This window comes from Synechococcus sp. OH30 (genome assembly GCF_047462175.1).
GTDB lineage: Bacteria > Cyanobacteriota > Cyanobacteriia > Thermostichales > Thermostichaceae > Thermostichus.
This window is the reverse complement of record NZ_JANSIP010000002.1, coordinates 250,649-271,067: the sequence shown is the minus strand read 5'-3', so window position 1 is coordinate 271,067 and position 20,419 is coordinate 250,649. Positions and strand designations below refer to the sequence as shown.

Genomic DNA, 20,419 nt, shown 5'->3' with positions numbered 1-20,419 from the left:
CTACAGGGCTTCAGCACCTGCTACCACTTCGAGGATCTCTTGGGTAATCGCTGCTTGCCGGGCTTTGTTGTAGGCAAGGCTGAGGGTACGGATGAGCTCAGTGGCGTTATCGCTGGCATTGCTCATGGCTGTCATCCGCGCCGCCAACTCGCTGGCTGCTGCCTCCTGCAAAGCTCGCAGGAGTTGATTGTTCATGTACAAGGGCAGGAGCGCATCCAAGATTTGCACGGGATCCTGCTCGAAGATCATGTCCGGTGGCGGGGCAGAGACAGGAGCAACGATCTTGCTGCGCTCGACCACAAACTCTCCCCCCCGCACCAACAGGTTAAAAATCTCATCGTCGCGAGCAGCCAGGCGCGTGGGATCCAGAGGAAGCAGCGACTGCACCACTGGCCGCGAGCTAATCAGCGAGACAAAGCGAGTGTAGATGAGCTCCACCTTATCCACCTTCTCGGAGAGGAAAGCGGAGAGCAGCTCATCCCCAATTTGAGCAGCTTCAGCGGCAGTGGGGATCTGGGACAGGTTCACGTAGGTCTTGGCGATAGGGGCAGAGCGCCGCTGAAAATACTGCACCACCTTGCGGCCCACTAGGTAGAACTGCACCCGCTGCCCCGTTTCCTGCAGCTCGCGCACTCGCTCCTCAGTGCGCTTAATAACATTGGCGTTGTAAGGACCGCATAGGCCTCGATCCCCAGCCACCACCAGCAAGCCCACCGTTTCAACAGGGCGCTGCTTTAGCAAGGGTAGCTCGACATTTTCCAACCGCAGCCGTGTCTGCAGCCGATAGAAAACCTGGGCCAAGCGATTGGCAAAAGGACGGCTGGCCATCACCTGCTCCTGGGCCCGCCGCACCCGCGCTGCCGCCACCAGGCGCATGGCTTCCGTAATTTTGCGGGTGTTTTTCACTGCCTTGATGCGGTCGCGAATCCGCTTTAGCTTTGCCATAACTAGTCCCTCTTGCTGGGGTAACTTCCGTTAGGCCGCCTTCGCCACAAAGCTTTGCTTGAACTCCGCGATGGCGGTTTTGAGGATCTCCTCCGCTTCCTCAGTAAGCTGCTTGGTGGAGAGGACAATCTCGCCATATTTGGGATGGGCGGTGCTCAAGTAGGACAGCAAGCCCTGCTTGAAGCTGGAGACTTTCTCCAGCGGGATGTCGTCCAGGTAGCCCTGCGTCCCCGCGTAGATAATGGCCACTTGCTGATCCAGAGACAGCGGCGAGTACTGCGGCTGCTTGAGGATCTCCTGCAGCCTTTGACCGCGGGCCAGTTGCTTTTGGGTGGCCTCATCCAAGTCGGAGGCAAACTGGGCAAAGGCTTCTAGATCGCGATATTGCGCCAGTTCCACCTTCAGCGAGCCAGCCACTTTCTTCATAGCCTTGGTTTGGGCCGCCGAGCCAACGCGGCTGACGGAGATCCCGATGTTGATGGCAGGGCGAATGCCGGCATTGAACAGATCTGACTCCAGGAAGATCTGGCCGTCAGTAATGGAAATAACGTTGGTGGGAATGTAGGCCGATACGTCATTGGCCTGGGTTTCCACAATTGGCAGGGCTGTCATGGAGCCCTCACCCAACTGGCTGTTGAGCTTAGCCGCCCGCTCCAATAGCCGCGAGTGCAAGTAAAACACATCTCCCGGATAGGCTTCCCGGCCAGGTGGACGGCGCAACAGCAGCGACATTTGGCGGTAGGCCACTGCCTGCTTGGACAGGTCGTCGTAGACCACCAGGGTGTGCTTACCCTGGTACATGAAGTATTCAGCAATGGTGGCCCCACAGTAGGGAGCTAGCCACTGCAGTGGGGCCGGGCTGTCGGCGCCGGCAGCCACCACAATGCTATAGTCCATTGCCCCCCGCTCGGTGAGGATGTTCACCACCTGGGCGATGTTGCTCTGCTTCTGGCCGATGGCCACGTAGATGCAAATGACATCCTGGCCTTTTTGGTTGAGGATGGTGTCGACAGCAAGGGTGGTCTTACCAGTTTGGCGGTCGCCGATGATGAGCTCCCGTTGTCCCCGCCCAATGGGAATCAGGGCATCGATGGCAGTGATGCCGGTTTGGAGCGGCTCATACACGGAGCGGCGATCAATAATGCTGGGAGCGGGGGACTCAATGAGGCGAGTTTCGGTGCAGTGAATCGGTCCTTTGCCGTCGAGGGGATTGCACAGGGGATCAACCACGCGGCCCAGCAGGGCTTCCCCCACCGGAATGCTGGCAATTCTACCCGTGGCTTTGACGGTGGATCCTTCTTGGATCCTGCGGCCGTCGCCAATCAGCACGGCGCCGACGTTGTCCTCCTCTAGGTTGAGAGCAATGCCCAGAGTGCCATCCTCAAACTCCAGCAGCTCACTGGCCATCACCTTCTCCAAGCCATAGATTCGGGCAATGCCGTCTCCTACTTGTAGGACTGTGCCGACATTGGAGACCTGCATCTCCCGGTTGTACTGTTCGATCTGTTGCTTGATGATGGTGCTAATCTCATCTGGGCGAATGGTAGGCATGGCAGTCCTCTCAGGGAAGTGGAAGGGGATCTAAAAACAAAACTTAAACCAACCGCAGGGCCAGCGAGCGCAACTGGCCGCGCAAACTGAGGTCAATGACCTGGGATCCAATCTTGAGGATTACTCCGCCTAGCACTGTGGGATCTTGGCTAATCTGGAGCTCTACGCCGCTAGCTTGCGTGAAGTCCTTCACCCGCTCACGGAGGAGTTGCTGCTGGGCCTCCGTCAAGGGCACGGCGGTGGTTACCTCAGCTAGGACAATGTTTTGCAGTTTCCGCTGCAGCTCTAGGAAACGCCGGCAGAGAGCCTCAAGGAACATGATGCGGCGGCGGTCGGTCAGCAACTGAAGAGCATTGAGCAGCAGCGGGTGGATCTGAGGGGCAAACACCTGCTGCAGGAGTTTTTTCTTGGCTTCCGCCTTAACCAGAGGGCTAGCGAGAAACTCGCCCAGCTCCGGCGTGGCCTGCAAAACGGCAGCAAGGAAACGAATATCGGCGGTAAAGGTGTCCAGCAGCCCTTGCCCAGACGCCAGAGCCAGTAGGGCTTCGGCGTAGGGATCCACCAGCCTGAGGGTCATTTTTCTAGTCATCATAGGTCTCTATTTCTCCTTTTCGGCTAGCGGGCGATCATTTGGATCCCTTGCTCAATTAGGCGATGGTGAATCTCCTCATTGAGGTGCTGCGGCAGCTCCTGCTCCACCTTGCTCAGAGCTTGGCGCACAATTTGGCGGCGCAGCTCTTGGAGAATTTGCTCCTGCTCAGCAGCGAGATCCCTTGCCGCCCTGGCGCGCAGCCGCTCGATCTCTTGCTCCACCTGCTGCAACAGCTCCTGGCGGCGAGCTTCCGCGTTAACCTCCGCCTCGCGGCGAATGCGCTCTGCTTCCTGCTGGGCCTGCGCCAGCTTTTGCTGCTCCTCCGCCAACCTCGTGATGGCTTCCTGCTTGCGTTGCTCCGCCTGGTACAGTTCCTCGAGGATGCCTTCCCGCCGCTTCGCCAGCGCTTCCCCCACCACTCGGCGGCCCAAAACGTACAGCAAAGCCAAGATGATGGCAATGTTGACCAGATTGCTTTCCAGAATTGCCTCCAGGATCGACACCCCGGCGGCTTCCACTACCGGCTCAGCAACGGCTAGGAGCCAAGCGGACATCCAGCTGCACACCAGCATCACAAACTACTCCCTAGGAAATTGACTACCTAACGGACGCTGCCTAGCAACTTCTCGGTGATCTGGGCAGCAATAGCCTCCACTTGCTGCTGCAGTTGTTCAAGGGCCGCCTGCTTTTCCTGCTCAATCTGCCGCCGCGCCGCTTCCAGTTTGGCTTGGATCTCCGCCTGAGCCGCTGCCAACTTCTCCGCACGAATGCGCGCCGCAGCTGCTTCCGCCTCGGCCATCACTTCCTGTGCCTGGAGGCGGGCTCGACTAATCTCAGCCTCGTACTCCTGGGCTAGAGCCGTGGCCTTCTCCAACCGCTCCTGGGCTTCCGCCTGAGTGGTGCGGATGTAGTCGTTGCGGCTGTCGATAACCCGAGTAACTGGCTCATAGAAGAGAGAGTTGAGCACGGCTACCAACAACAAGAATTGAACGGCAATGATGGGCAAGGTGGCATCCAGATCGAAGAGGCCATTTTTCTCGGCGGCCTCGACAGCCAAAAGGGTTGAGGAGATCATGGGGCCCCACCGACAAAAACGGAATTCTGAGACAAAGCAAGATCTGGGGGCAAGCCGGCATCCGGACTGCCCCCCAAAACAACGGCACTAAGAGGCAAAGGGGTTGGCAAACAGAAGCACCAGGGCCACCACCAAGCCGTAGATCGTCAGAGCTTCCATGAAGGCCAAGCTGACCAACAGGTTGCCGCGGATCTTATCTTCCGCCTCTGGCTGGCGGGCCAGCCCCTCCATAGCAGCAGCAGCGGCATTCCCTTGGCCCAGCCCCGGCCCCAGGGATCCCAGACCAATGGCCAGAGCAGCAGACAAAACAGAAGCAGCAGAGGTTAACGGATCCATAGCCATAGCAAGATGCTCCTTGTCGTTACAACAGGGTTTTGAGCTTCGAGGTGCTCTAGCTTGAGTATCCAAGCCGGTCGCCCCCCTTGTCGGTGGCCTCCAGGCTTACGCCCTCGGCCCCAACAAACCTTACCAGAGAAGGGATCCCTTGCGACAACCCATTGGAGAGATCGGAAGAGCTGGGCCTTGAACTGGGTAGGGGCCGTAACGATCCCCAGCAGTCAGTCGTGGTGATCGCCACCCCCATGCCCTTCCAGCGCCTCTCCAATGTAAGCCGCTGAGAGGGTTGCGAAGATCAAAGCCTGAATGGCTCCTGTAAACAAGAACAGAACCATCACTGGCACCGGGATCAACAGCGGCACCAGCAACACCAACACTGCAATCACCAGCTCCTCTGCCAAGATGTTGCCAAACAGACGAAAACTTAGGGAGAGGGGCTTGGTGAAATCTTCCAGGACGTTGATGGGCAGTAGAATTGGCGTGGGCTCGATGTACTTTTTAAAGTAGGACAGCCCCCGCTTACTGATGCCAGCCGCAAAGTACATGATACTGGTCAGCAGCGCCAAGCCGGCAGTGGTGTTAATGTCGTTGGTGGGAGAAGCCAGCTCCCCTTCCGGCAGGGGAATCAACTTCCAGGGGAAGAGATTGCCCATCCAGTTGGAGACAAAAATAAACAGGAACAAGGTGCCAACATAGGGTACCCAAGGCCGGAAGTTTTTCTCGCCAATCTGGGCGCGAGCAATGCTCTGGACAAATTCCAGGGTGTACTCGATAAAGTTTTGCAAGCCAGCGGGCTCCCGCTGCAGTTGACGAGTGCCCAACAGCACCACCGTCAAAATCAGGGCAATGGCAATCCAACTGGCAATCAAAACCTGGCCATGAACCGTAAATTTGCCCAGGTGCCAGTAGAGGTGATGGCCAACTTCCAGTTCTGCTAGGAGAAGAGGAGGGGAGAAGGACGGGTTCATAAGCATCATGAGGAGGAAGACAAACGGCTCAACGTCTGGACAAGGTGAATGAGCAGGGTGATCTTATAGGTCATAAACCCAAAGAAGATTGGCAAAATCTGTAAGGACTTCACCTCAGCAGCTAAAACCATCAGCCCAACAAACAGAGCCAAGCGCATCACTCCTAGGCGGTTGCGACTTTTGCCCAGCTCTGCCACGCCGCGGCCCAGCATGCGCAGATAGACCACACCGGCAAGTGCTCCCAGCAAGTAGTTGCCTGCCACCCCTGGCGAGTAAACCAACGCCACCCCCAGGGCAATGGCTAGGCTGACACCCAGAGTAACCAGTACTAGCCATAGCTGCAGGTCGGCATAGCTTTTCCCCTCGCCAGCCCTCTTGCCAGAGGCTGTCTTTGGTGGCAACGACCCTTGGCAGCCCTCCTCTTCCTCGCCCTTCTGGGAAAGAGGCACGTCCTCCAAGGGAGGCAAAGGTCTGGGCTTCCACTGGGTTGCCTTCCAGCGCCTGGGACTGTGGGAGAGAAGTCCGGAAGAACGTGGCATGGAAGCAAGATTCCTACCGCTTAGGAGCTGGCCTTAACCCAAAATAACACGGCCAAGTAACAATACTTAACAAGCTAGGCCAACCTAAGGTCCTAGGAAACTCCTGTCTGCCCTCCAGAAAGACAGCTTGCTTTCCGGCTGGTCTGCGGATGTTCCTCTAAGAATCTACCACCTTCCTGGATAGGCAACGGCAAGAGTTGAAAAACTTTCCCAACGACGCAAGGTTTCGTGGGGAGTGGCCAGGGATCTGTAATATCCTGTAACCCTGTGGGATCCCGCTGGGGATCCCGCCATACTAGGGTCAGGGAGGAGAAAGGGTGAGGATGATCCCACTGAGTTGGCTGCTGAAGGCCATTTGGGCAGACTACAGCCTGGCGGTGGCGCTGACGGTGGTGGTGCCGTTAGCGCTCTTAGGTTGGGCTTTTGCGGTAGGGCTGGGTCCCTTGATCCAAATCTTGATTGCCTACTGGCGGGTGTCTAGCCTGTTAGCGGTAACCGTGTACCTAATGATTGGTGGCCTGCCAGTCAGTTTCCTAAGCGGGGCGATGGCACGGCTTTTAATCCCGCTTAGCCTTTGGTTCTGGCGGGATTGGAGTGCTGCCCTTGAGCAGTCAAGAAGCTGGGCGGCGCGGGCCTTTTTGCTCTGGCGCTGGGTTGTAACTGGCTACATGGGGGTTGGGTTCCTCTTTTCGGGAGCCTTTGTGCCCTGCGCCTTCCAAGCTTCTTTGCCACCGGAGTGTCGAGCTTGGTTTGAGCCGCCGCTGGGCTTTCGGGAGATCTTCCACCCCAATCTATCGCCAGAGCTGCTCGGGAGCGCAGGGGCCTGGGGCTTGGTGGTTTACCTGCTCTACAGCGTCTACTTCGTCTGGCGGCTGCGGCACCGTGGGAAGAAAGGGGAGGTGGCAGCATGAGCCCCCTCCCTTGGCCGCTGGCTCTGGAGCGCTACAGCCAGAGCCACCCCCAGGAGGTGCTGCGGGTGGAGGTGGAAAGCGAGGGAGAAACTGATTTGGTGCTCATCTACCGCGGCTACAGCAGCTCCCTGCGCCGGCCCACTCCCCCCGATCCTGAAGTAGCGGTAATCCCTCCCCAGGCTCGCTTCTTACAGTTAGAGCGCCTGAGTGCTCCCTATCACCCTGAACGCTCTCAGGTGCTGGCCCTCTACCAAACCTGGGAGGAGTTGAAAGCTTGGCTAGCCCAAGAAGGGATCCCAATAGCCGAGTGAGGAAGGGCTTTAGCGCCCCACAGGCGCTGGCGGCCGCTGCAGAAGGGTGTATTCTGCTGGCTCCAGTAGGGACTGCCCGGTCATTTCGGGGGGCTGCGGCAAGCCCAAGATCTCCAGCAGGGTGGGGCCGACATCGGCCAAGGTACCGCCAGCGCGCAGCTTGACGTTGCCGCCGCGACCAGGGATCTTGCGCTTTTCCCCCTCCACCAGAATGCAGGGAACGGGGTTGGTGGTGTGGGCTGTCCAGGGGTTGCCCTGCTCGTCCCACATCAGCTCGGCGTTGCCGTGATCTGCAACGATGAGAGTGGTGCCTCCCACGTCCACCACCGCTGCCAGTAGGCGACCTAGGCACTGGTCTACCGTCTCCAGCGCTCGCACCGTGGCCTCAAAGTTGCCAGTGTGGCCCACCATGTCGGGGTTGGCGTAGTTAAGCACCACCAGGCTGTACTCACGGCGGACAATGGCTCCAATGGCCTTGTCGGTTACCTCCTTTGCTGACATCTCCGGCACTTGGTCATAGGTAGCCACCAGTGGGCTTTGGACCAGGATGCGATCCTCTCCTGGGAAGGGCTGCTCAATGCCGCCATTGAAAAAGTAGGTGACGTGGGCGTACTTTTCCGTTTCGGCAATGCGCAATTGCTTAAGGCCGGCCTCGCTCACCACCTGGCCCAGCAGGTGATCCAGGTTCTGGGGCTTAAAGAGCACCTGCACCGGCAGGGTTGGATCGTATTGGGTCATGGTGATGAAGGTGAGGTCCGGAATCAGACGCCGCTGAAAGCCAGAAAAGTCAGGGCAGACGAAAGCCTGGGTGAGCTGGCGGGCCCGGTCCGGGCGGAAATTGAAGAAGAGGACCGCATCCCCCGGCTTTACCGCTCCCGGAGCCAAACGCGTGGGGGGAATGAACTCGTCGGTGATATCCTGGGCGTAAAAGTCTTCCATTACCTCGGCAGCGCTGCGGCCACACCCGGGGCCATCTTCCGTCATGATCTCGTAGGCCTTCTGGGTGCGCTCCCAACGGCGATCCCGATCCATGGCGTAGTAGCGGCCGCTCAGGGTAGCAATGACGCCATTGCCCAGCCATTCCAGCTCTTTTTGGAGGGTAGCCAGAACTTTTGCCCCTTCACAAGGGGGGGTATCGCGGCCATCCGTGATGGCATGCACGTAAGCAGGGATCCCTGCCTGGGCTGCCAGGCGCAGCAGGCCGTAGAGGTGGTCAATGTGGGAGTGAACTCCTCCTTCCGAGCAGAGACCGATGAAATGAAACCGGCCCCCCCGCTCCTTGAGTTGACGACAAACTTCCAGCAACAGAGGCTCCTGGAAGAGGGATCCCGTTTCAATGGCGTCGCTAATGCGCACCAACTCCTGCGGCACTACCCGCCCTGCTCCTAGAGTTAGGTGGCCCACCTCGGAGTTGCCCATCTGTCCTTCGGGTAGGCCCACGGCTCGCCCCGAAGCTTGCAGCAGGGTATGAGGATAGGTAGCCCACAGACTATCCATGACAGGGGTTCGGGCGGCTAGCACGGCATTACCTTCTAGGGCTTCGCGATAACCCCAGCCATCTAGAATGACCAGAACTACTGGTGCCACCAATTGTGCATCCATGAGATGGACTCTCGTGTTTTTCAAAACATGATACCAGCCCCGGTAACACGATACTGAATCCCTCCCTTCTGCTCAAGATTGGCCTCCCTCTTTCAAGGAGAAGAAAAACTCTCACCCCCTCTCCTTCGACTTGCCGCTCTAGGTCTTAATACGTATCTACCGCATCAACTGCGGGGGCTGGGCTGCAGACGTTTGCGCAGCAACTCGGCGCGGCGCTTGGCAATGGCATTTTGCGGGTCCAGCTTCAACGCGGTCTCGTAAGCTTCCAGGCCGGGGCCGTAGAGATTTTTCTTCTCATAGGCATGGCCCAGGTTATTCCAGGCAGTTACATAGGCAGGATCTGCCGCAACAGCATCTTTGTAGTAGCGAATGGCCAGATCGTATTGCCCCTGGCTAAAGTAGGCAAAGCCCAGAGCATTGCAGACGGGCGGAATGTTCTCCCCAGCCACCTCTAGGGCTTTCTTCAGCTGGACGATGGCCTGCTCGTAGAGACCCTTTTGCAGGTAGACGCTGCCCAACTCGTAGTGCTCCTGTGGGGATCCCTTGCCTTTGCTTAGGCGAGGTTGCAGCTCCCGGATGACCTTTTCCTGGGCCCGTAGGCGCAGCACCCCACGCAGGACAAAGAACCCCACCACCCCCAGAATGCCTGCCAAAGCTGCCAAGTAAAGGAGGGAAGCATTGGCAACCATTTTGTTACCCCACTTTTCTAGTTGGCTTTGCTGGCTTTAGGCCTGCAGGTGGGCCTCAATAAACCAGAGATCTTTATCGATTTGGCGCGAGATCTCCGTAAACAGGTCGGCAGTGTCGGCATCCCCCAGCTCAGTGGCGCGGCTGATGTTGCGGCGCACCGCAGCGGCATACTGGCCGTAGCGGACCGCTAGAGCCTGCAGGTGAGTCCGACCGTCTTCAGCCGTTAGGTCGTATTCGGGCAAGCTCGAGGTTTGGGCAACAATGCGGGCAGTGCCACGGGCGATGCCGCCTAGGGCCGTAACCCGCTCTGCCAGCATGTCCACGTAGTTCTCTAGCGTGCTGGCAAAGGTGTCAAACATCTCGTGCAGGGCAATGAAGTTCATGCCTTTGACGTTCCAATGGGCCTGCTTCACCTGAGTTTTGAGATCCAGCGTGTCGGCCAAGGACTGGTTGAGCAACTCCACCAGTTGCGCCCGGGCCTCAGCCGGCAAGTCAATCTGGGTGGGGTAGAGGCGGGTCTTTTCAGCGGTCACCATAGCCAATCTCCTAACCGTCTTTACCATTGTCTGGGGTGCGGGATCCCCTCCTAGGCCATCCTAACACAAACTCAGAATGAGTATGAGTTAGCTTACTTGCCAATGCAGAAGCGGCTGAAGATCTGATCCAGCACTGCTTCAGAGATCTCCTCGCCGGTAATTTGACCAAGGGCGTGCAGCGCTCCCCGCAGGTCGATGGTCCAGAAATCGAGGGGGAGCTGCTCCTGCATGGCCTGGGCCACTTGTTCCAGGCTAGCCTGGGCCTGGCGGAGGGCGGCAGCCTGGCGCTGGTTAAGGCTTACCTCCAGGTTGGGCTGGGGCCGCCCCTGGGTAACAAGCCGCTCCAGCGCCTCTTCCAGCTCCGCGATCCCCTTGCCTTGGGCAGCGACTGTGGGGACGCGGTAGGCAATCTCGGGCGGGAGAGGGATCTTGTCGGCGGGGGCAAGATCAGTTTTGTTAATCACCAGGATCAGGGGGCGGTGGCGGATGGACTCGTAGATGGCCGCATCCGCTTCTGTCCAGCCGACCTGGGCATCGATCACCAGCACCAGGACATCAGCAGCTTGGGCCAAGCGCTGGGAGCGTTCCACCCCCAGCCGTTCCACGGGATCGTCGGTTTCGCGAATACCGGCAGTGTCCAGGAGCTGAACGGGGATCCCTCTCACCACCAACTGGGATTCCACCACATCCCGAGTAGTGCCGGGTAGGTCAGTGACGATGGCCCGATCCTGCCCTGACCAAGCGTTGAGCAGGCTAGATTTACCCACATTGGGCCGTCCAACAATGGCCACCTTCACCCCGCTGCGCAGCAGTTGTCCCCGTTCGGCGGTATCTAGCAGGGTTTGTATCTGGGCTTGGACCTCCTGGAGGCGCGCCTGCCAAGCGGGGACATCCAGGGGGGGCAGATCCTCCTCAAAGTCAATCCGTGCCTCAATCTCGGCCAATAAGCCCAGCAGCTCCTGGCGCAGGGCGCGGATGGACTGGCCCAATTTGCCCTGCAGACCCGCCAGCGCCATCTGCGCTGCCTGGGGGGAGCGGGCCGCCACCAGATCGGCCACACTTTCAGCCTGGGTTAGATCGATGCGACCGTTCAAGAAAGCGCGTAGGCTAAACTCCCCCGGCTGGGCCAGCCGCGCTCCCTGGCGCAGGCACTGCTGCAGGGTAGCCTGCACCACCATAATGCCACCGTGGCAGTGGAACTCCACCACATCCTCACGGGTGTAGGAGCGGGGGGCCTGCATCCACACAGCCAAGGCTTCATCCAGTTGGCGGCCCTTCTCGTCGTGGATCCAGCCATAGAGAAGGCGATGACTCTCCCAGGTGGCGGTGCGGCGGGCGGGGGTAAAGATGGCCTGGGCAATGGCCAAAGCCCGCGAGCCAGAAAGGCGTACAATGCCAATGCTGCCCTGCTCGGGCACCACGGCGGTGGCAATGGCGGCAATGGTGTCGGCCAGTGGTGCAGTTCGATCCATACCCGACCTCCTCCTGGGCGCTGTAGCTTGCTTCCTGCAGGGTGGCTAGGCAGACAGGGCAGGGTTCCTCCTTCCTCCAGGCAACTGACCTGCTTGCGTCAGCAGAACCGAGTCCTCACCCATTGCTAGCTGCAGGTAGCGGTTGTCCTGTCCAGAGGCGTTACTCCCGGTATGCCCTACCTTAACCCCTCCTCGAGAATGTTCCACGACGTGAGCGCCCAGAGCCGCAGGGTGGGCTAAGGGGGGGTGCGGAGCGCCTTCCCCCCGTCTACAAGGGCAAGCAGAGCGCGAGCCTTCCCTCCCGGACGCGACAACTGCTGCCTAGGCAGGGGCTAGGCCTTCAGCTCGAAAGATTCTAAAAAAGCTGGGCTCCTCAGCCGCGCTTGGGCTAGCTTAGCAGGAAGTGGCAACCTGCACTCGTCCTGCCTATGAAGCCGTTACGCACGTTTAGGGTAACCCCCTACCTGCCGCCTGCCTTGGAAAGCCTGCGCCTTTTGGCCTACAACTTTCATTTTAGTTGGAATGTAGAAACCCGCAGCCTCTTCCGGCGCATGGATCCGGATCTGTGGGATGCCTGCGGGCACAACCCCGTGGCTCTTTTGGGCCAGATCCGGCAGGAACGGCTGGATGAATTGGCAGAGGATCCTGGGTTTTTAGCCCAACTGGAGCGAGCTAGCCAGCAACTGCACAGCTATCTCCAACAAGACACGTGGTACCGCCGATATCGCTTGGCCCAAGCGGTGGAGGGAGAGTGCTATGCCTATTTTTCAGCTGAGTTTGGCTTAGCCGACTGTCTGCCCATTTACTCAGGGGGCTTGGGAGTGTTGGCCGGGGATCACCTCAAGGCAGCCAGCGACCTAGGCCTGCCGCTAGTGGGCGTGGGCCTGCTCTACCAAAAGGGGTATTTCCGCCAGTACCTCAACCCCGATGGCTGGCAGCAGGAGCGCTACCCCATCAACGATTTCTTTAACATGCCGCTGGAGCTGCAAAGGGACGCGGAGGGCCGCGAGATTCGCATTGAGGTGGACTACCCCAACCGCAAGGTGTTTGCCCGCATCTGGAAGGCGATGGTGGGGCGGGTGCCCTTATACCTCCTTGACACCAACATCGAGCCCAACAGCCAGTACGACCAAGACATCACCGATGAGCTCTACGGCGGCGACCAGGACGTGCGCATCCACCAGGAGATCATGCTGGGGATTGGCGGGGTGCGGGCTCTGCGCGCTCTAGGGATCCACCCCACTGTCTACCACATGAACGAGGGGCACTCGGCTTTTTTGGCGGTAGAGCGGATCCGCCTGTTGATGGTGGAGCAAGGGCTAAGCTTTGAGGAGGCCTGGCAGGTGGTTAAGTCCAGCCAGATGTTTACTACCCACACGCCAGTGCCTGCCGGGATCGACCTGTTCCCGCCGGACAAAATTGACTACTACCTGAGCTTCTACTACAACCAGATGGGCCTGAGTCGGGAGCGCTTTCTGGCCCTAGGTCGAGAAAATCCCGGGGACTTCCAGTCCCCCTTCAGCATGGCGGTGCTGGCCATCAACATGGCCTCGTTTGTTAACGGGGTCAGCAAGCTACACGGGGCGGTCTCGCGCAAGATGTTTAGCCGGCTGTGGCCTGGGATCCCGCAAGAGGAGGTGCCGATTACCTCCATCACCAATGGCGTGCATTCCCGCACCTGGGTGGGGGAGGAAAACCAAGCCCTCTACGACCGCTACCTAGGGCCAGATTGGGCGGAAGCCCCTGCCTCGGATCCGGTTTGGCAGAAGGTGGAGCGGATCCCGGATGCGGAATTGTGGCGGGCGCACGAGCGCAGCCGCTCCCGCCTCATCGACTTCACCCGCCAGCGCCTGGTGGAACAGCTGCAGAAGCAGGCGGCCTCGGCAGGGGAGATCCAACAAGCAGCAGAGGCCCTCAACCCAGAAGTCCTCACGATTGGCTTTGCCCGCCGCTTTGCCACCTACAAGCGGGCCACTCTCTTGCTCCACAACCTAGAGCGGCTCAAAGCTCTGATTAACCATCCCCAGTACCCGATGCAGTTTATCTTTGCAGGCAAGGCCCACCCTCGCGATACAGCCGGCAAAGAGTTGATCCGCCAGGTGGTGCAGGTGTCGCGCCAGCCAGAGTTCCGCCAGCGGCTGGTGTTTATCGAAGACTACGACATGTACATCACCAGCTTAATGGTGGCAGGGGTGGACGTGTGGCTGAACACCCCCCTCCGCCCCCGCGAGGCCAGCGGTACCAGCGGTATGAAGGCAGCGGCTAACGGGGGACTGCACCTCAGCACCCTGGACGGCTGGTGGGATGAGGCAGATTACTACCAGACGGGCTGGCCCATTGGCCGCGGCGAGGAGTATGCGGATCGCGCCTACCAGGACGAAGTGGAGGCCAACGCCCTCTACGATCTCCTGGAAAAGGAAGTAGCTCCCCCTTTCTACCAACGCGGCAGCGATGGTCTACCCCACGCCTGGATTCAGCGCATGAAGCAGGCAATCCGCCTCAACTGTCCTCGCTTTAGCACGCAGCGCATGGTGCGGGAGTATGCTGAGCGGGCTTACATTCCGTTGAGTAACTACTTTAACCGCATGCGGCGCAACGATTTCCAGGCAGCCCGCCAGTTGACCCGTTGGCAAAACCATGTGCAGGAGAACTGGTACAACATCCGGGTTCTCGACGTCCGGGTTGAGAATCCAAGGCAGCCCGCCGGCAACCGTTCCTCTGGCCAGGGTAGCCAGCTCCAGGAGGTGGTGATGGCCCGGGAACCCCTCACCGTAACGGTGGAGGTGCAGCTGGGATCCCTGCAGCCCCAGGATGTGATTGTCCAAGCCTACCACGGCCCAGTGGACGACAACGGCCAGATCCAGAACGGCCGCGCAACCCCCCTGCGCTACGTGGAGACAGTGGAGGACCGCGCTATCTTCTCTGGTCAGATCCGCTATGAGGCCAGTGGCCTGCAGGGGCTGGCCATCCGCTTACTGCCGTTTCATCCCGATATGTACGATCCCTATGAGCTGCGGCTAATACTCTGGGCTTCACCTGCTTAGCCCGAAAAATGAAACCCTCCCCACCCTCTGAGGCTTCTCCAGGGTGGAAACGCTCAGGGATCCGCTGCCTCCAGCTTGACCGCCTAGAAGCTGACTCCCAGGAGGCGCTCTGCCGCCAACAGAGGCAGCGCGGCGCGGGCTCGGCGAAGGTGTAGCTGCCCGGATCGGTATTGACCCTGCTCAACAACTGTTGGACTTGCTGCTGCAGCTTGGCCACAGGGCCAGAGGTGATGTTGGCAAAGGTCGTCTCCGCCTGCAGCCGGCTGAGGGACGCTTGGGCGCGCAAGGGGGCCTCGAAGAAAGAGCGACCAGGACGGCTCCCAAAGCCCAACTCCGCTTCGTAGAGCGCCTTGGCGGCTTTGGCCAGGTTTTCCGCCGCTTTGGCCTGCTCGCGGGCGGCGAAAGCTCTGGCGGCTCAGCTCCAGGAGACGGGCGGCTTCCGGAGAGGATCCCCGCTGGGCGAAGAAGCTGGCTTCCGCCAGGTGCCGCTGCGCTTTGGCCAGGTCGTGGTTGACTCGCTCCAGCTCCCGCGGGCTCTGCCAACTCGGCTGCATTGGTACGGGGGCGGCGGCTCCGCTGGGCTTGCGCCGGGGATCCGAGCACCAGGGGAGTGAGGAGCAGCAAAATCGGCAGGGAACAGCCGAGGGCACCGGTGAAGGAAGCACGGATCGGCAGGGTTACAAACTCCAATCGACAGGACAAGCCGGTTTGGGGTTGGCCCCGTGGGCTTTCCCTTGCGGCATATCTTGAGGCAAGAAGGGATCCCTAGGAAAACCGGACCAGGTGAGCCTGTTGTTGGAGCTGTTGCAACTTTTCCCTCACCCGGCCAGAGCGGAGCAATTCCTCGGCTTGCTGGATCCCCTCGCTGAGGGAGTGAGCATAGCCCAGCAGCCAGAGGTAGCTGCCGCCATTCCAGAGTACTGCTGGAGTAAGAGGAGAGGGATCGCCGTTGAGGAGCTGGTGCATCTGCCGCAGCAACTCTTTCTCCTCCGCCAGCGGGATCTCGGGGCCGGCCAGGTGATGGTCGCGGGCTTTGAGCAGCAGCCGTTCCCCGCAGTGGTTGAGGATAGCCGTCCGCTCCCGCGGTAGGTCGCTGCTGCCCTCTAGTCCCTTGACCGTGGTAAAGCTTCGGATCCCTTGCAGGGCAAACAACTCCAGCATCGTAGCCTCGGTAGGGGGGTGCACGTAGCCAGCCACCAAATGAAAGGGGCCCTCGTAGGGTGACCAGACCAGCTCCAAGGTGGCCAGGGGAGGGCGCTTGCCAATTTGATCCCGGTACTCCATCAGGGCCTGGGCTTGGGGAAAACAATCTGGTAAATACAAAAATCCCAAGCCCGTTTGCTCCAGGGACTGGCCCACTTGCTCCAGCGACCATCCTCGCCAGTCCACCCCCAAGCCTCGCCAGACCACCTCCAGAGGCAGACCATACTTGGGAGGGCAAAAGCCGGAGCCATGCAGCAAAACGGCTGCCCCCGCCGCTGCCAATACCAGAGCCACCAACACCCCTAGCGGTGCTGTGCGCGAGCGGCCATCGTAGGGGTGGCCAAAGATCACCAAGGGGTGGGGCAGATCCCGTTGGCGAAGGCGGGGGCCGTACTCGGCATAGGCATCCAACATACCAGCCAGCTCTTCGGCGGTGGGGCGCTTGATGCGGTGGGCAATCAAGAAGGCCCCAATCTGGGCCGGGGTGGCTTTGCCCGCAAGGAGCAGCCGAGTAGCCTGGGCGGCTTCGCCGCGGGTGAGATCCTCGTGGGTGTGGGTGCCACTGCCAATTTTCTTCAACAGCTCGCGAAACTCATGGCTCATAGCCTTGGCAGTCTGGAGCGGGGGAGGGTAAGTCTCCAACTAAGCCGACAGCACCTTGGCCGGGACCAACGCCTCGACGTCGGACCTCTTAGAAGGAGCAGGCGGGCGGAGCAGTTGGGCTGCCAACTGCAAAAAGCGGCGAATGGGTGGGATCTGATAGCGGTCACGGGTGGTAACTGCCACCACCTGTCGCTGCAACAAGGGGGGTTCAGTAGGCCGCACCTGGAGTTCTGGGTCGGCGTGGCAGTCCACCAGAGCCGATTCTGGCAGAAGGGCAATCAACTGCCCCTGGCGAACGACGCCGCGGAAGGCATCCAGCGTGTTCAGCTCCAGCGCTGCCTTGAGAGTTAACCCTTGGCGGGCCAGGTGGGATCCCACCCAAGCGCGCATAGCATAGCCATCTTTAAATACGGCCTGGGGGTACTCGGCCAACACTGGCCAAGGGATCCGCTCGTAGCGGCTAAGGGGATGGCTGGCGGCCATCAACACCTGAATGGGCTCCGAATACAGCGGCTCCACCACCAGTTCAGCCCCCCGCCTCAGCCAGGGATTTTCCATCACCAAAGCCACATCCACCAGCCCATCCTTGAGCACCTTCAAAGCGCGGTCGCTGCCCAGGGCCGTGACCCGCAACTGCACCTGCGGGTACTCTCGGCAGAACTCCTGGAGCACCGGCGGCAGTCGATAGGCAATCAGCGAGTGGATCCCGGCAACGCAGAGCTCGCTTTGCTCGCCCCGTAGCCATTCCCGAATGCTCTCTTGGGCCTGCTGCCACTCCTGACAGATGCGCCGGGCATGGGGTAGGAGCCGTTCCCCCGCCACTGTCAAAGCCAGCGGGCTCTTGCGATGCAGTAGCGGAGCGCCCACCTCTTCTTCCAAGGCCTGAATTCGGCGGCTGATGGCAGACTGGGTCAAGCCACTGCAGCGGGCAGCAGCCAAAAAGCTGCCGCTTTCGACGACGTTCAGGAAAGCCTGCAACAGCTCCAAACGCACCGAGAACCTCTCTGGAGTGATGGCCCAACTGCTGTGGGATTTTAGCCAGGGATCCCTCGACTTGGTGTAGGTACCGCTACCAAACCGTGCTGTAAGACTCTGGTATTGGGGAGGAGCGCTGCTCGCCGTGCCGCCTTGACGAGACTGGCTCCCCCTCAATCCAAGACAAGGGCGGCGCGACGGTAGAGAAAGTCGAGGGCAGAGTTGCGCAATTCGTAAAATTCCGGCATTTCCATGATGCGCGCGCGGCTGCGCGGTCGCCCAAAGGGGATCGTCAAAATCTCGCCAATATGGGCAGCAGGGCCATTGGTCATCATCACCACCCGGTCTGCCAAGTAAAGAGCCTCGTCGATGTCGTGGGTAATCATCAAAACCGTGCAGCGGTGATCTCGCCAAATGGCCAGCAGCTCATCCTGCAGCTCTTGCTTGGTAATGGGATCCAAGGCCCCGAAGGGCTCATCCAGCAACAGTACTTCTGGGCGTACCGCCAGCGCGCGGGCAATGGCCACTCGCTGCTTCATCCCCCCGGAGAGCTGCTTGGGCCGCTTGTGGGCTGCTTCGGCCAAACCCACGAGTTCTAGGTGTTCTTGAACGATTTCCCTTTTCTCTCTGGGGGATTTATGGGGATAGACCTGGTCCACCACCAAATAAACATTTTCAAAAGCCGTCAGCCAGGGCAGAAGGGAATAGTTCTGGAACACCATCATCCGATCCGGCCCTGGGGCGGTGATGGGCTGGCCCTTGAGGGTAATGGATCCCGAAGTAGGAGCAGAAAACCCGGCCACCATGTTGATCAAGGTGGACTTGCCGCAGCCGGAGTGGCCGATGATGCAGACAAATTCGCCGGCGGCCACTTCCAAGTTGACATTTTCTAGCGCCACAAAGGCTCCTGCCGCCGTAAAGTAGGTCTTGCCCACATTCTGGAGGGAAAGAAGGGGCGGAACTGCAAGAGAAGAGGCTGAGGAAAAGGACAAAGAAGTTAAGCGAGAGTGGGTCATCATAAAGCCTTCCAGTTGAGTTCAGTAGAGCAAAAACTAGACCTTGCTGAGGGGGTATTCCTGCAGCTTCAGCTCCTGGCGAATGGCCACCGACTCCAGGTAGTCCAAGGGATCCTCGCCATCAAAGCGGGATCCGTCGGCAAAGAGCAAAGCCCCGCGATCGTGGGCCCGATCCGGCAGCCCCAGTTCTCTAGCAGCTAGGGCGTAGGTTTTGTCATCCAGCACTTGGTCGAGGACAGCAACCCAATTGCGAGGGAAGGGGCAGATGCCCCAGCGAGCCATCTGCGTCAGGATCCAGAGATGCTCCAAGCGTTCGGGGCAGGTGTTGCGCCCGTTGGCAAACTGGTGGAAACCGAGGATCACTTGCGACTCATCGGCGATGCCCCGCTGCAGGATGCCCCTCCACCCCGGCTCCAGATCGGCTGGGGCCACGCCCACATACTGGGGCTGGGCCAGCCACTCCAGGATCTGGGGACGGTGCTGCGGCTGATCGCAGTAGTGACAGGCCTCCAGCAGCGCCTTGACCAGGGCCACGTGGGTGCGGGGGTAGCTTTGGGCCCAGTCTTGGCGCACCGCTAGGACTTTCTCGATGTGGCTGGGCAAGAGTTCGGGAGTGGTGGCGACGATAACCCCCACCTGTTCCCGCACGGCGCGGGAGTTCCAGGGTTCGCCCACGCAGTAGCCGTCGATGTTGCCCGCCTTGAGGTGGGCCACCATCTGCGGCGGCGGGATCACTGTCAACCTCACCTCTCGATCCGGATCCACGCCGCCGCTGGCCAGCCAATGGCGCAAGAGGAAGTTGTGCATCGAGGCCGGGTGCCCCACCCCCAGTGTATGAACCGTAGCGGGAGTGTGGCGGAGGTACTGGCGGAGATCCCAGGGGCTCTGGAAGGCCTGCAGCAGGAGTCGGCGCCCAAAGGTGATGGCGTTGCCGCCGCGGGAAACGGTAAGTGCAGTTACCAAAGGCACTGGTACCCCACCCACCCCCAAGGTAGAGGCCAAGGGGATCCCGGCCACCACCAGGGCCGCATCCAGCCGACCGGAGCGGATCCCTTCCCAGAGGGTTTTCCAGCCCGGCTCCCTGACCAGCGTGACCTGTTCCAGGCCGTGCTTCTGAAACAGGCCCTTTTCTTGGGCCACCACCAGAGGGGCGCAGTCGTTGAGGGGCACAAAGCCAATTGCCAAGTTGACTTTTTCCAGCCCCCCCTTGGCGATGGCCACACGGGTAGGAGTTTTCTGGCGGGCCCGCTTTTGCTGGTTGAGAAAGTAGATCATCTCCCCCCGCAGGTTGTAGTACTCGGGGTGATTCACCACTTCCAACCGGTGGCGCGGCCGCGGAAACGGGATCCGCAAGATCTGGCCGATGCGGGCCTCCGGGCCATTGGTCAGCAGCACCACCCGATCCGAAAGCAGAAGCGCCTCATCCACATCGTGGGTAACCAAAATACAGGTGAGCTGCTCCGCCTGGGCAATCTCCATCAGTTGTTCCTGCAGGCTGCCGCGGGTGAGGGCGTCCAACGCCCCAAACGGCTCATCCAGCAGCAGCACCCGCGGGCGAATGGCCAAAGCCCGGGCAATGGCCACCCGCTGTTTCATCCCCCCCGACAGCTGGGCAGGCCGCTTGTCGGCTGCCCCCTGTAGACCCACGCGGCGGATGTGCTCTTCCACGATGCGGGCTCGCTCTGCTTGGGGAAGGGATCCCAGCACCTCGTCCACGGCCAGGGCGATGTTTTCCCGCACCGTCAGCCAGGGCAGCAGAGAATAGTTTTGGAACACCACCATGCGATCCGGGCCGGGCTCCGTCATCTGCCGGCCTTCCAGCAGCACGCCGCCGCGGGAGGGCTTTTCCAGGCCGGCAATGATGTTGAGGAGGGTGGACTTGCCGCAGCCGGAGTGGCCAATTAGCGAGACAAATTCCCCTTTTTGGATCTCCAGATGGATGTCTCTTAGAGCGGGATAAACCTCCCCATTGTCCAGGAAAAAGTCTTTGTCTACATGGTCAACTTCGATGTAGGGCTGAGTCTTCATGATGCTACCTAAGGGATCCCTT

General features: G+C 60.1%; 20 protein-coding genes. 4 read left to right on the top strand and 16 right to left on the bottom strand.

Annotation, left to right across the window (positions count from 1 at the left end):
- From NW830_RS04165 to NW830_RS04130, 8 genes are all read right to left on the bottom strand, one after another.
- Entirely contained in the window at positions 1–945 is a 945-nt protein-coding gene (locus NW830_RS04165) for a F0F1 ATP synthase subunit gamma (protein WP_414360858.1), read from the bottom strand.
- A gap of 30 nt (positions 946–975) precedes the next feature.
- Positions 976–2,496: a F0F1 ATP synthase subunit alpha gene (atpA, locus tag NW830_RS04160; protein ID WP_414360860.1), complete on the bottom strand. Its 1,521-nt coding sequence runs from the start codon at positions 2,494–2,496 to the stop codon at positions 976–978.
- Between the two features lie 43 nt (positions 2,497–2,539).
- Positions 2,540–3,088 (bottom strand): ATP synthase F1 subunit delta, encoded by a 549-nt coding sequence (gene atpH / locus NW830_RS04155; RefSeq protein ID WP_414360863.1) that lies wholly within the window; start codon positions 3,086–3,088, stop codon positions 2,540–2,542.
- Positions 3,089–3,111: 23 nt separating this feature from the next.
- Complete coding sequence (locus NW830_RS04150) at positions 3,112–3,642, bottom strand: F0F1 ATP synthase subunit B (protein WP_414360866.1); 531 nt, start codon at positions 3,640–3,642, stop codon at positions 3,112–3,114.
- 47 nt (positions 3,643–3,689) lie between these two features.
- A complete protein-coding gene (locus tag NW830_RS04145; protein WP_414360869.1) occupies positions 3,690–4,163 on the bottom strand; it encodes a F0F1 ATP synthase subunit B' in 474 nt (157 codons plus the stop codon).
- Between the two features lie 87 nt (positions 4,164–4,250).
- Complete coding sequence (atpE, locus tag NW830_RS04140) at positions 4,251–4,499, bottom strand: ATP synthase F0 subunit C (protein ID WP_414360871.1); 249 nt, start codon at positions 4,497–4,499, stop codon at positions 4,251–4,253.
- Positions 4,500–4,720: 221 nt separating this feature from the next.
- Positions 4,721–5,467, bottom strand: a complete 747-nt coding sequence (atpB, locus tag NW830_RS04135) for a F0F1 ATP synthase subunit A (RefSeq protein ID WP_414361225.1) — start codon at positions 5,465–5,467, stop codon at positions 4,721–4,723.
- A gap of 5 nt (positions 5,468–5,472) precedes the next feature.
- On the bottom strand, positions 5,473–5,868 hold the full coding sequence (locus tag NW830_RS04130) for a hypothetical protein (protein WP_414360873.1): 396 nt from the start codon (positions 5,866–5,868) through the stop codon (positions 5,473–5,475).
- A gap of 461 nt (positions 5,869–6,329) precedes the next feature.
- Between NW830_RS04130 and NW830_RS04125 the strand changes: the two genes are divergently transcribed.
- On the top strand, positions 6,330–6,917 hold the full coding sequence (locus NW830_RS04125) for a DUF3177 family protein (RefSeq protein WP_414360875.1): 588 nt from the start codon (positions 6,330–6,332) through the stop codon (positions 6,915–6,917).
- Positions 6,914–7,228 carry a hypothetical protein gene (locus NW830_RS04120; RefSeq protein ID WP_414360877.1) on the top strand — a complete coding sequence of 105 codons (315 nt, stop codon included), beginning with the start codon at positions 6,914–6,916 and terminating at the stop codon, positions 7,226–7,228. Before NW830_RS04125 ends, NW830_RS04120 begins: the two co-directional genes overlap by 4 nt.
- Before the next feature lie 9 nt (positions 7,229–7,237).
- Here NW830_RS04120 and gpmI read toward each other — a convergent pair whose 3' ends face one another.
- The 4 genes from gpmI to mnmE form a co-directional block, all read right to left on the bottom strand.
- Complete coding sequence (gene gpmI, locus NW830_RS04115) at positions 7,238–8,830, bottom strand: 2,3-bisphosphoglycerate-independent phosphoglycerate mutase (RefSeq protein ID WP_414360878.1); 1,593 nt, start codon at positions 8,828–8,830, stop codon at positions 7,238–7,240.
- 164 nt (positions 8,831–8,994) lie between these two features.
- On the bottom strand, positions 8,995–9,519 hold the full coding sequence (locus NW830_RS04110; protein ID WP_414360879.1) for a tetratricopeptide repeat protein: 525 nt from the start codon (positions 9,517–9,519) through the stop codon (positions 8,995–8,997).
- Positions 9,520–9,555: 36 nt separating this feature from the next.
- Positions 9,556–10,056, bottom strand: coding sequence for a DNA starvation/stationary phase protection protein Dps (gene dps / locus NW830_RS04105; protein ID WP_414360881.1), 501 nt, complete (start codon positions 10,054–10,056; stop codon positions 9,556–9,558).
- Positions 10,057–10,148: 92 nt separating this feature from the next.
- Entirely contained in the window at positions 10,149–11,528 is a 1,380-nt protein-coding gene (gene mnmE, locus NW830_RS04100) for a tRNA uridine-5-carboxymethylaminomethyl(34) synthesis GTPase MnmE (RefSeq protein WP_414360883.1), read from the bottom strand.
- 428 nt (positions 11,529–11,956) lie between these two features.
- Here mnmE and glgP point away from each other — a divergent pair, with 428 nt between their 5' ends.
- On the top strand, positions 11,957–14,572 hold the full coding sequence (gene glgP / locus NW830_RS04095) for an alpha-glucan family phosphorylase (RefSeq protein ID WP_414360885.1): 2,616 nt from the start codon (positions 11,957–11,959) through the stop codon (positions 14,570–14,572).
- Positions 14,573–14,931: 359 nt separating this feature from the next.
- Positions 14,932–15,186 (top strand): hypothetical protein, encoded by a 255-nt coding sequence (locus NW830_RS04090; RefSeq protein ID WP_414360887.1) that lies wholly within the window; start codon positions 14,932–14,934, stop codon positions 15,184–15,186.
- A 151-nt stretch (positions 15,187–15,337) separates the two neighbouring features.
- Here NW830_RS04090 and NW830_RS04085 read toward each other — a convergent pair whose 3' ends face one another.
- The 4 genes from NW830_RS04085 to NW830_RS04070 form a co-directional block, all read right to left on the bottom strand.
- Positions 15,338–16,378, bottom strand: coding sequence for an anthranilate phosphoribosyltransferase family protein (locus NW830_RS04085; protein ID WP_414360889.1), 1,041 nt, complete (start codon positions 16,376–16,378; stop codon positions 15,338–15,340).
- 39 nt (positions 16,379–16,417) lie between these two features.
- Entirely contained in the window at positions 16,418–17,371 is a 954-nt protein-coding gene (locus tag NW830_RS04080; protein WP_414360891.1) for a LysR family transcriptional regulator, read from the bottom strand.
- Positions 17,372–17,526: 155 nt separating this feature from the next.
- Positions 17,527–18,369, bottom strand: a complete 843-nt coding sequence (locus tag NW830_RS04075) for an ABC transporter ATP-binding protein (protein ID WP_414361226.1) — start codon at positions 18,367–18,369, stop codon at positions 17,527–17,529.
- A gap of 36 nt (positions 18,370–18,405) precedes the next feature.
- On the bottom strand, positions 18,406–20,397 hold the full coding sequence (locus NW830_RS04070; RefSeq protein WP_414360894.1) for a nitrate ABC transporter ATP-binding protein: 1,992 nt from the start codon (positions 20,395–20,397) through the stop codon (positions 18,406–18,408).
- Between the last annotated feature and the right edge of the window lie 22 nt (positions 20,398–20,419).

Bases quoted from the DNA above. Each gene is read 5' to 3' on its own strand.
- NW830_RS04120 (WP_414360877.1), top strand. From the start codon at position 6,914: ATGAGCCCCCTCCCTTGGCCGCTGGCTCTGGAGCGCTACAGCCAGAGC.
- NW830_RS04165 (WP_414360858.1), bottom strand. From the start codon at position 945: ATGGCAAAGCTAAAGCGGATTCGCGACCGCATCAAGGCAGTGAAAAAC.
- atpE (WP_414360871.1), bottom strand. From the start codon at position 4,499: ATGGATCCGTTAACCTCTGCTGCTTCTGTTTTGTCTGCTGCTCTGGCC.
- NW830_RS04150 (WP_414360866.1), bottom strand. From the start codon at position 3,642: ATGTCCGCTTGGCTCCTAGCCGTTGCTGAGCCGGTAGTGGAAGCCGCC.
- atpA (WP_414360860.1), bottom strand. From the start codon at position 2,496: ATGCCTACCATTCGCCCAGATGAGATTAGCACCATCATCAAGCAACAG.
- glgP (WP_414360885.1), top strand. From the start codon at position 11,957: ATGAAGCCGTTACGCACGTTTAGGGTAACCCCCTACCTGCCGCCTGCC.
- NW830_RS04070 (WP_414360894.1), bottom strand. From the start codon at position 20,397: ATGAAGACTCAGCCCTACATCGAAGTTGACCATGTAGACAAAGACTTT.
- atpH (WP_414360863.1), bottom strand. From the start codon at position 3,088: ATGATGACTAGAAAAATGACCCTCAGGCTGGTGGATCCCTACGCCGAA.
- NW830_RS04110 (WP_414360879.1), bottom strand. From the start codon at position 9,519: ATGGTTGCCAATGCTTCCCTCCTTTACTTGGCAGCTTTGGCAGGCATT.
- mnmE (WP_414360883.1), bottom strand. From the start codon at position 11,528: ATGGATCGAACTGCACCACTGGCCGACACCATTGCCGCCATTGCCACC.
- NW830_RS04125 (WP_414360875.1), top strand. From the start codon at position 6,330: ATGATCCCACTGAGTTGGCTGCTGAAGGCCATTTGGGCAGACTACAGC.
- atpB (WP_414361225.1), bottom strand. From the start codon at position 5,467: ATGAACCCGTCCTTCTCCCCTCCTCTTCTCCTAGCAGAACTGGAAGTT.
- NW830_RS04145 (WP_414360869.1), bottom strand. From the start codon at position 4,163: ATGATCTCCTCAACCCTTTTGGCTGTCGAGGCCGCCGAGAAAAATGGC.
- gpmI (WP_414360878.1), bottom strand. From the start codon at position 8,830: ATGGATGCACAATTGGTGGCACCAGTAGTTCTGGTCATTCTAGATGGC.
- NW830_RS04085 (WP_414360889.1), bottom strand. From the start codon at position 16,378: ATGAGCCATGAGTTTCGCGAGCTGTTGAAGAAAATTGGCAGTGGCACC.
- NW830_RS04075 (WP_414361226.1), bottom strand. From the start codon at position 18,369: ATGACCCACTCTCGCTTAACTTCTTTGTCCTTTTCCTCAGCCTCTTCT.
- dps (WP_414360881.1), bottom strand. From the start codon at position 10,056: ATGGTGACCGCTGAAAAGACCCGCCTCTACCCCACCCAGATTGACTTG.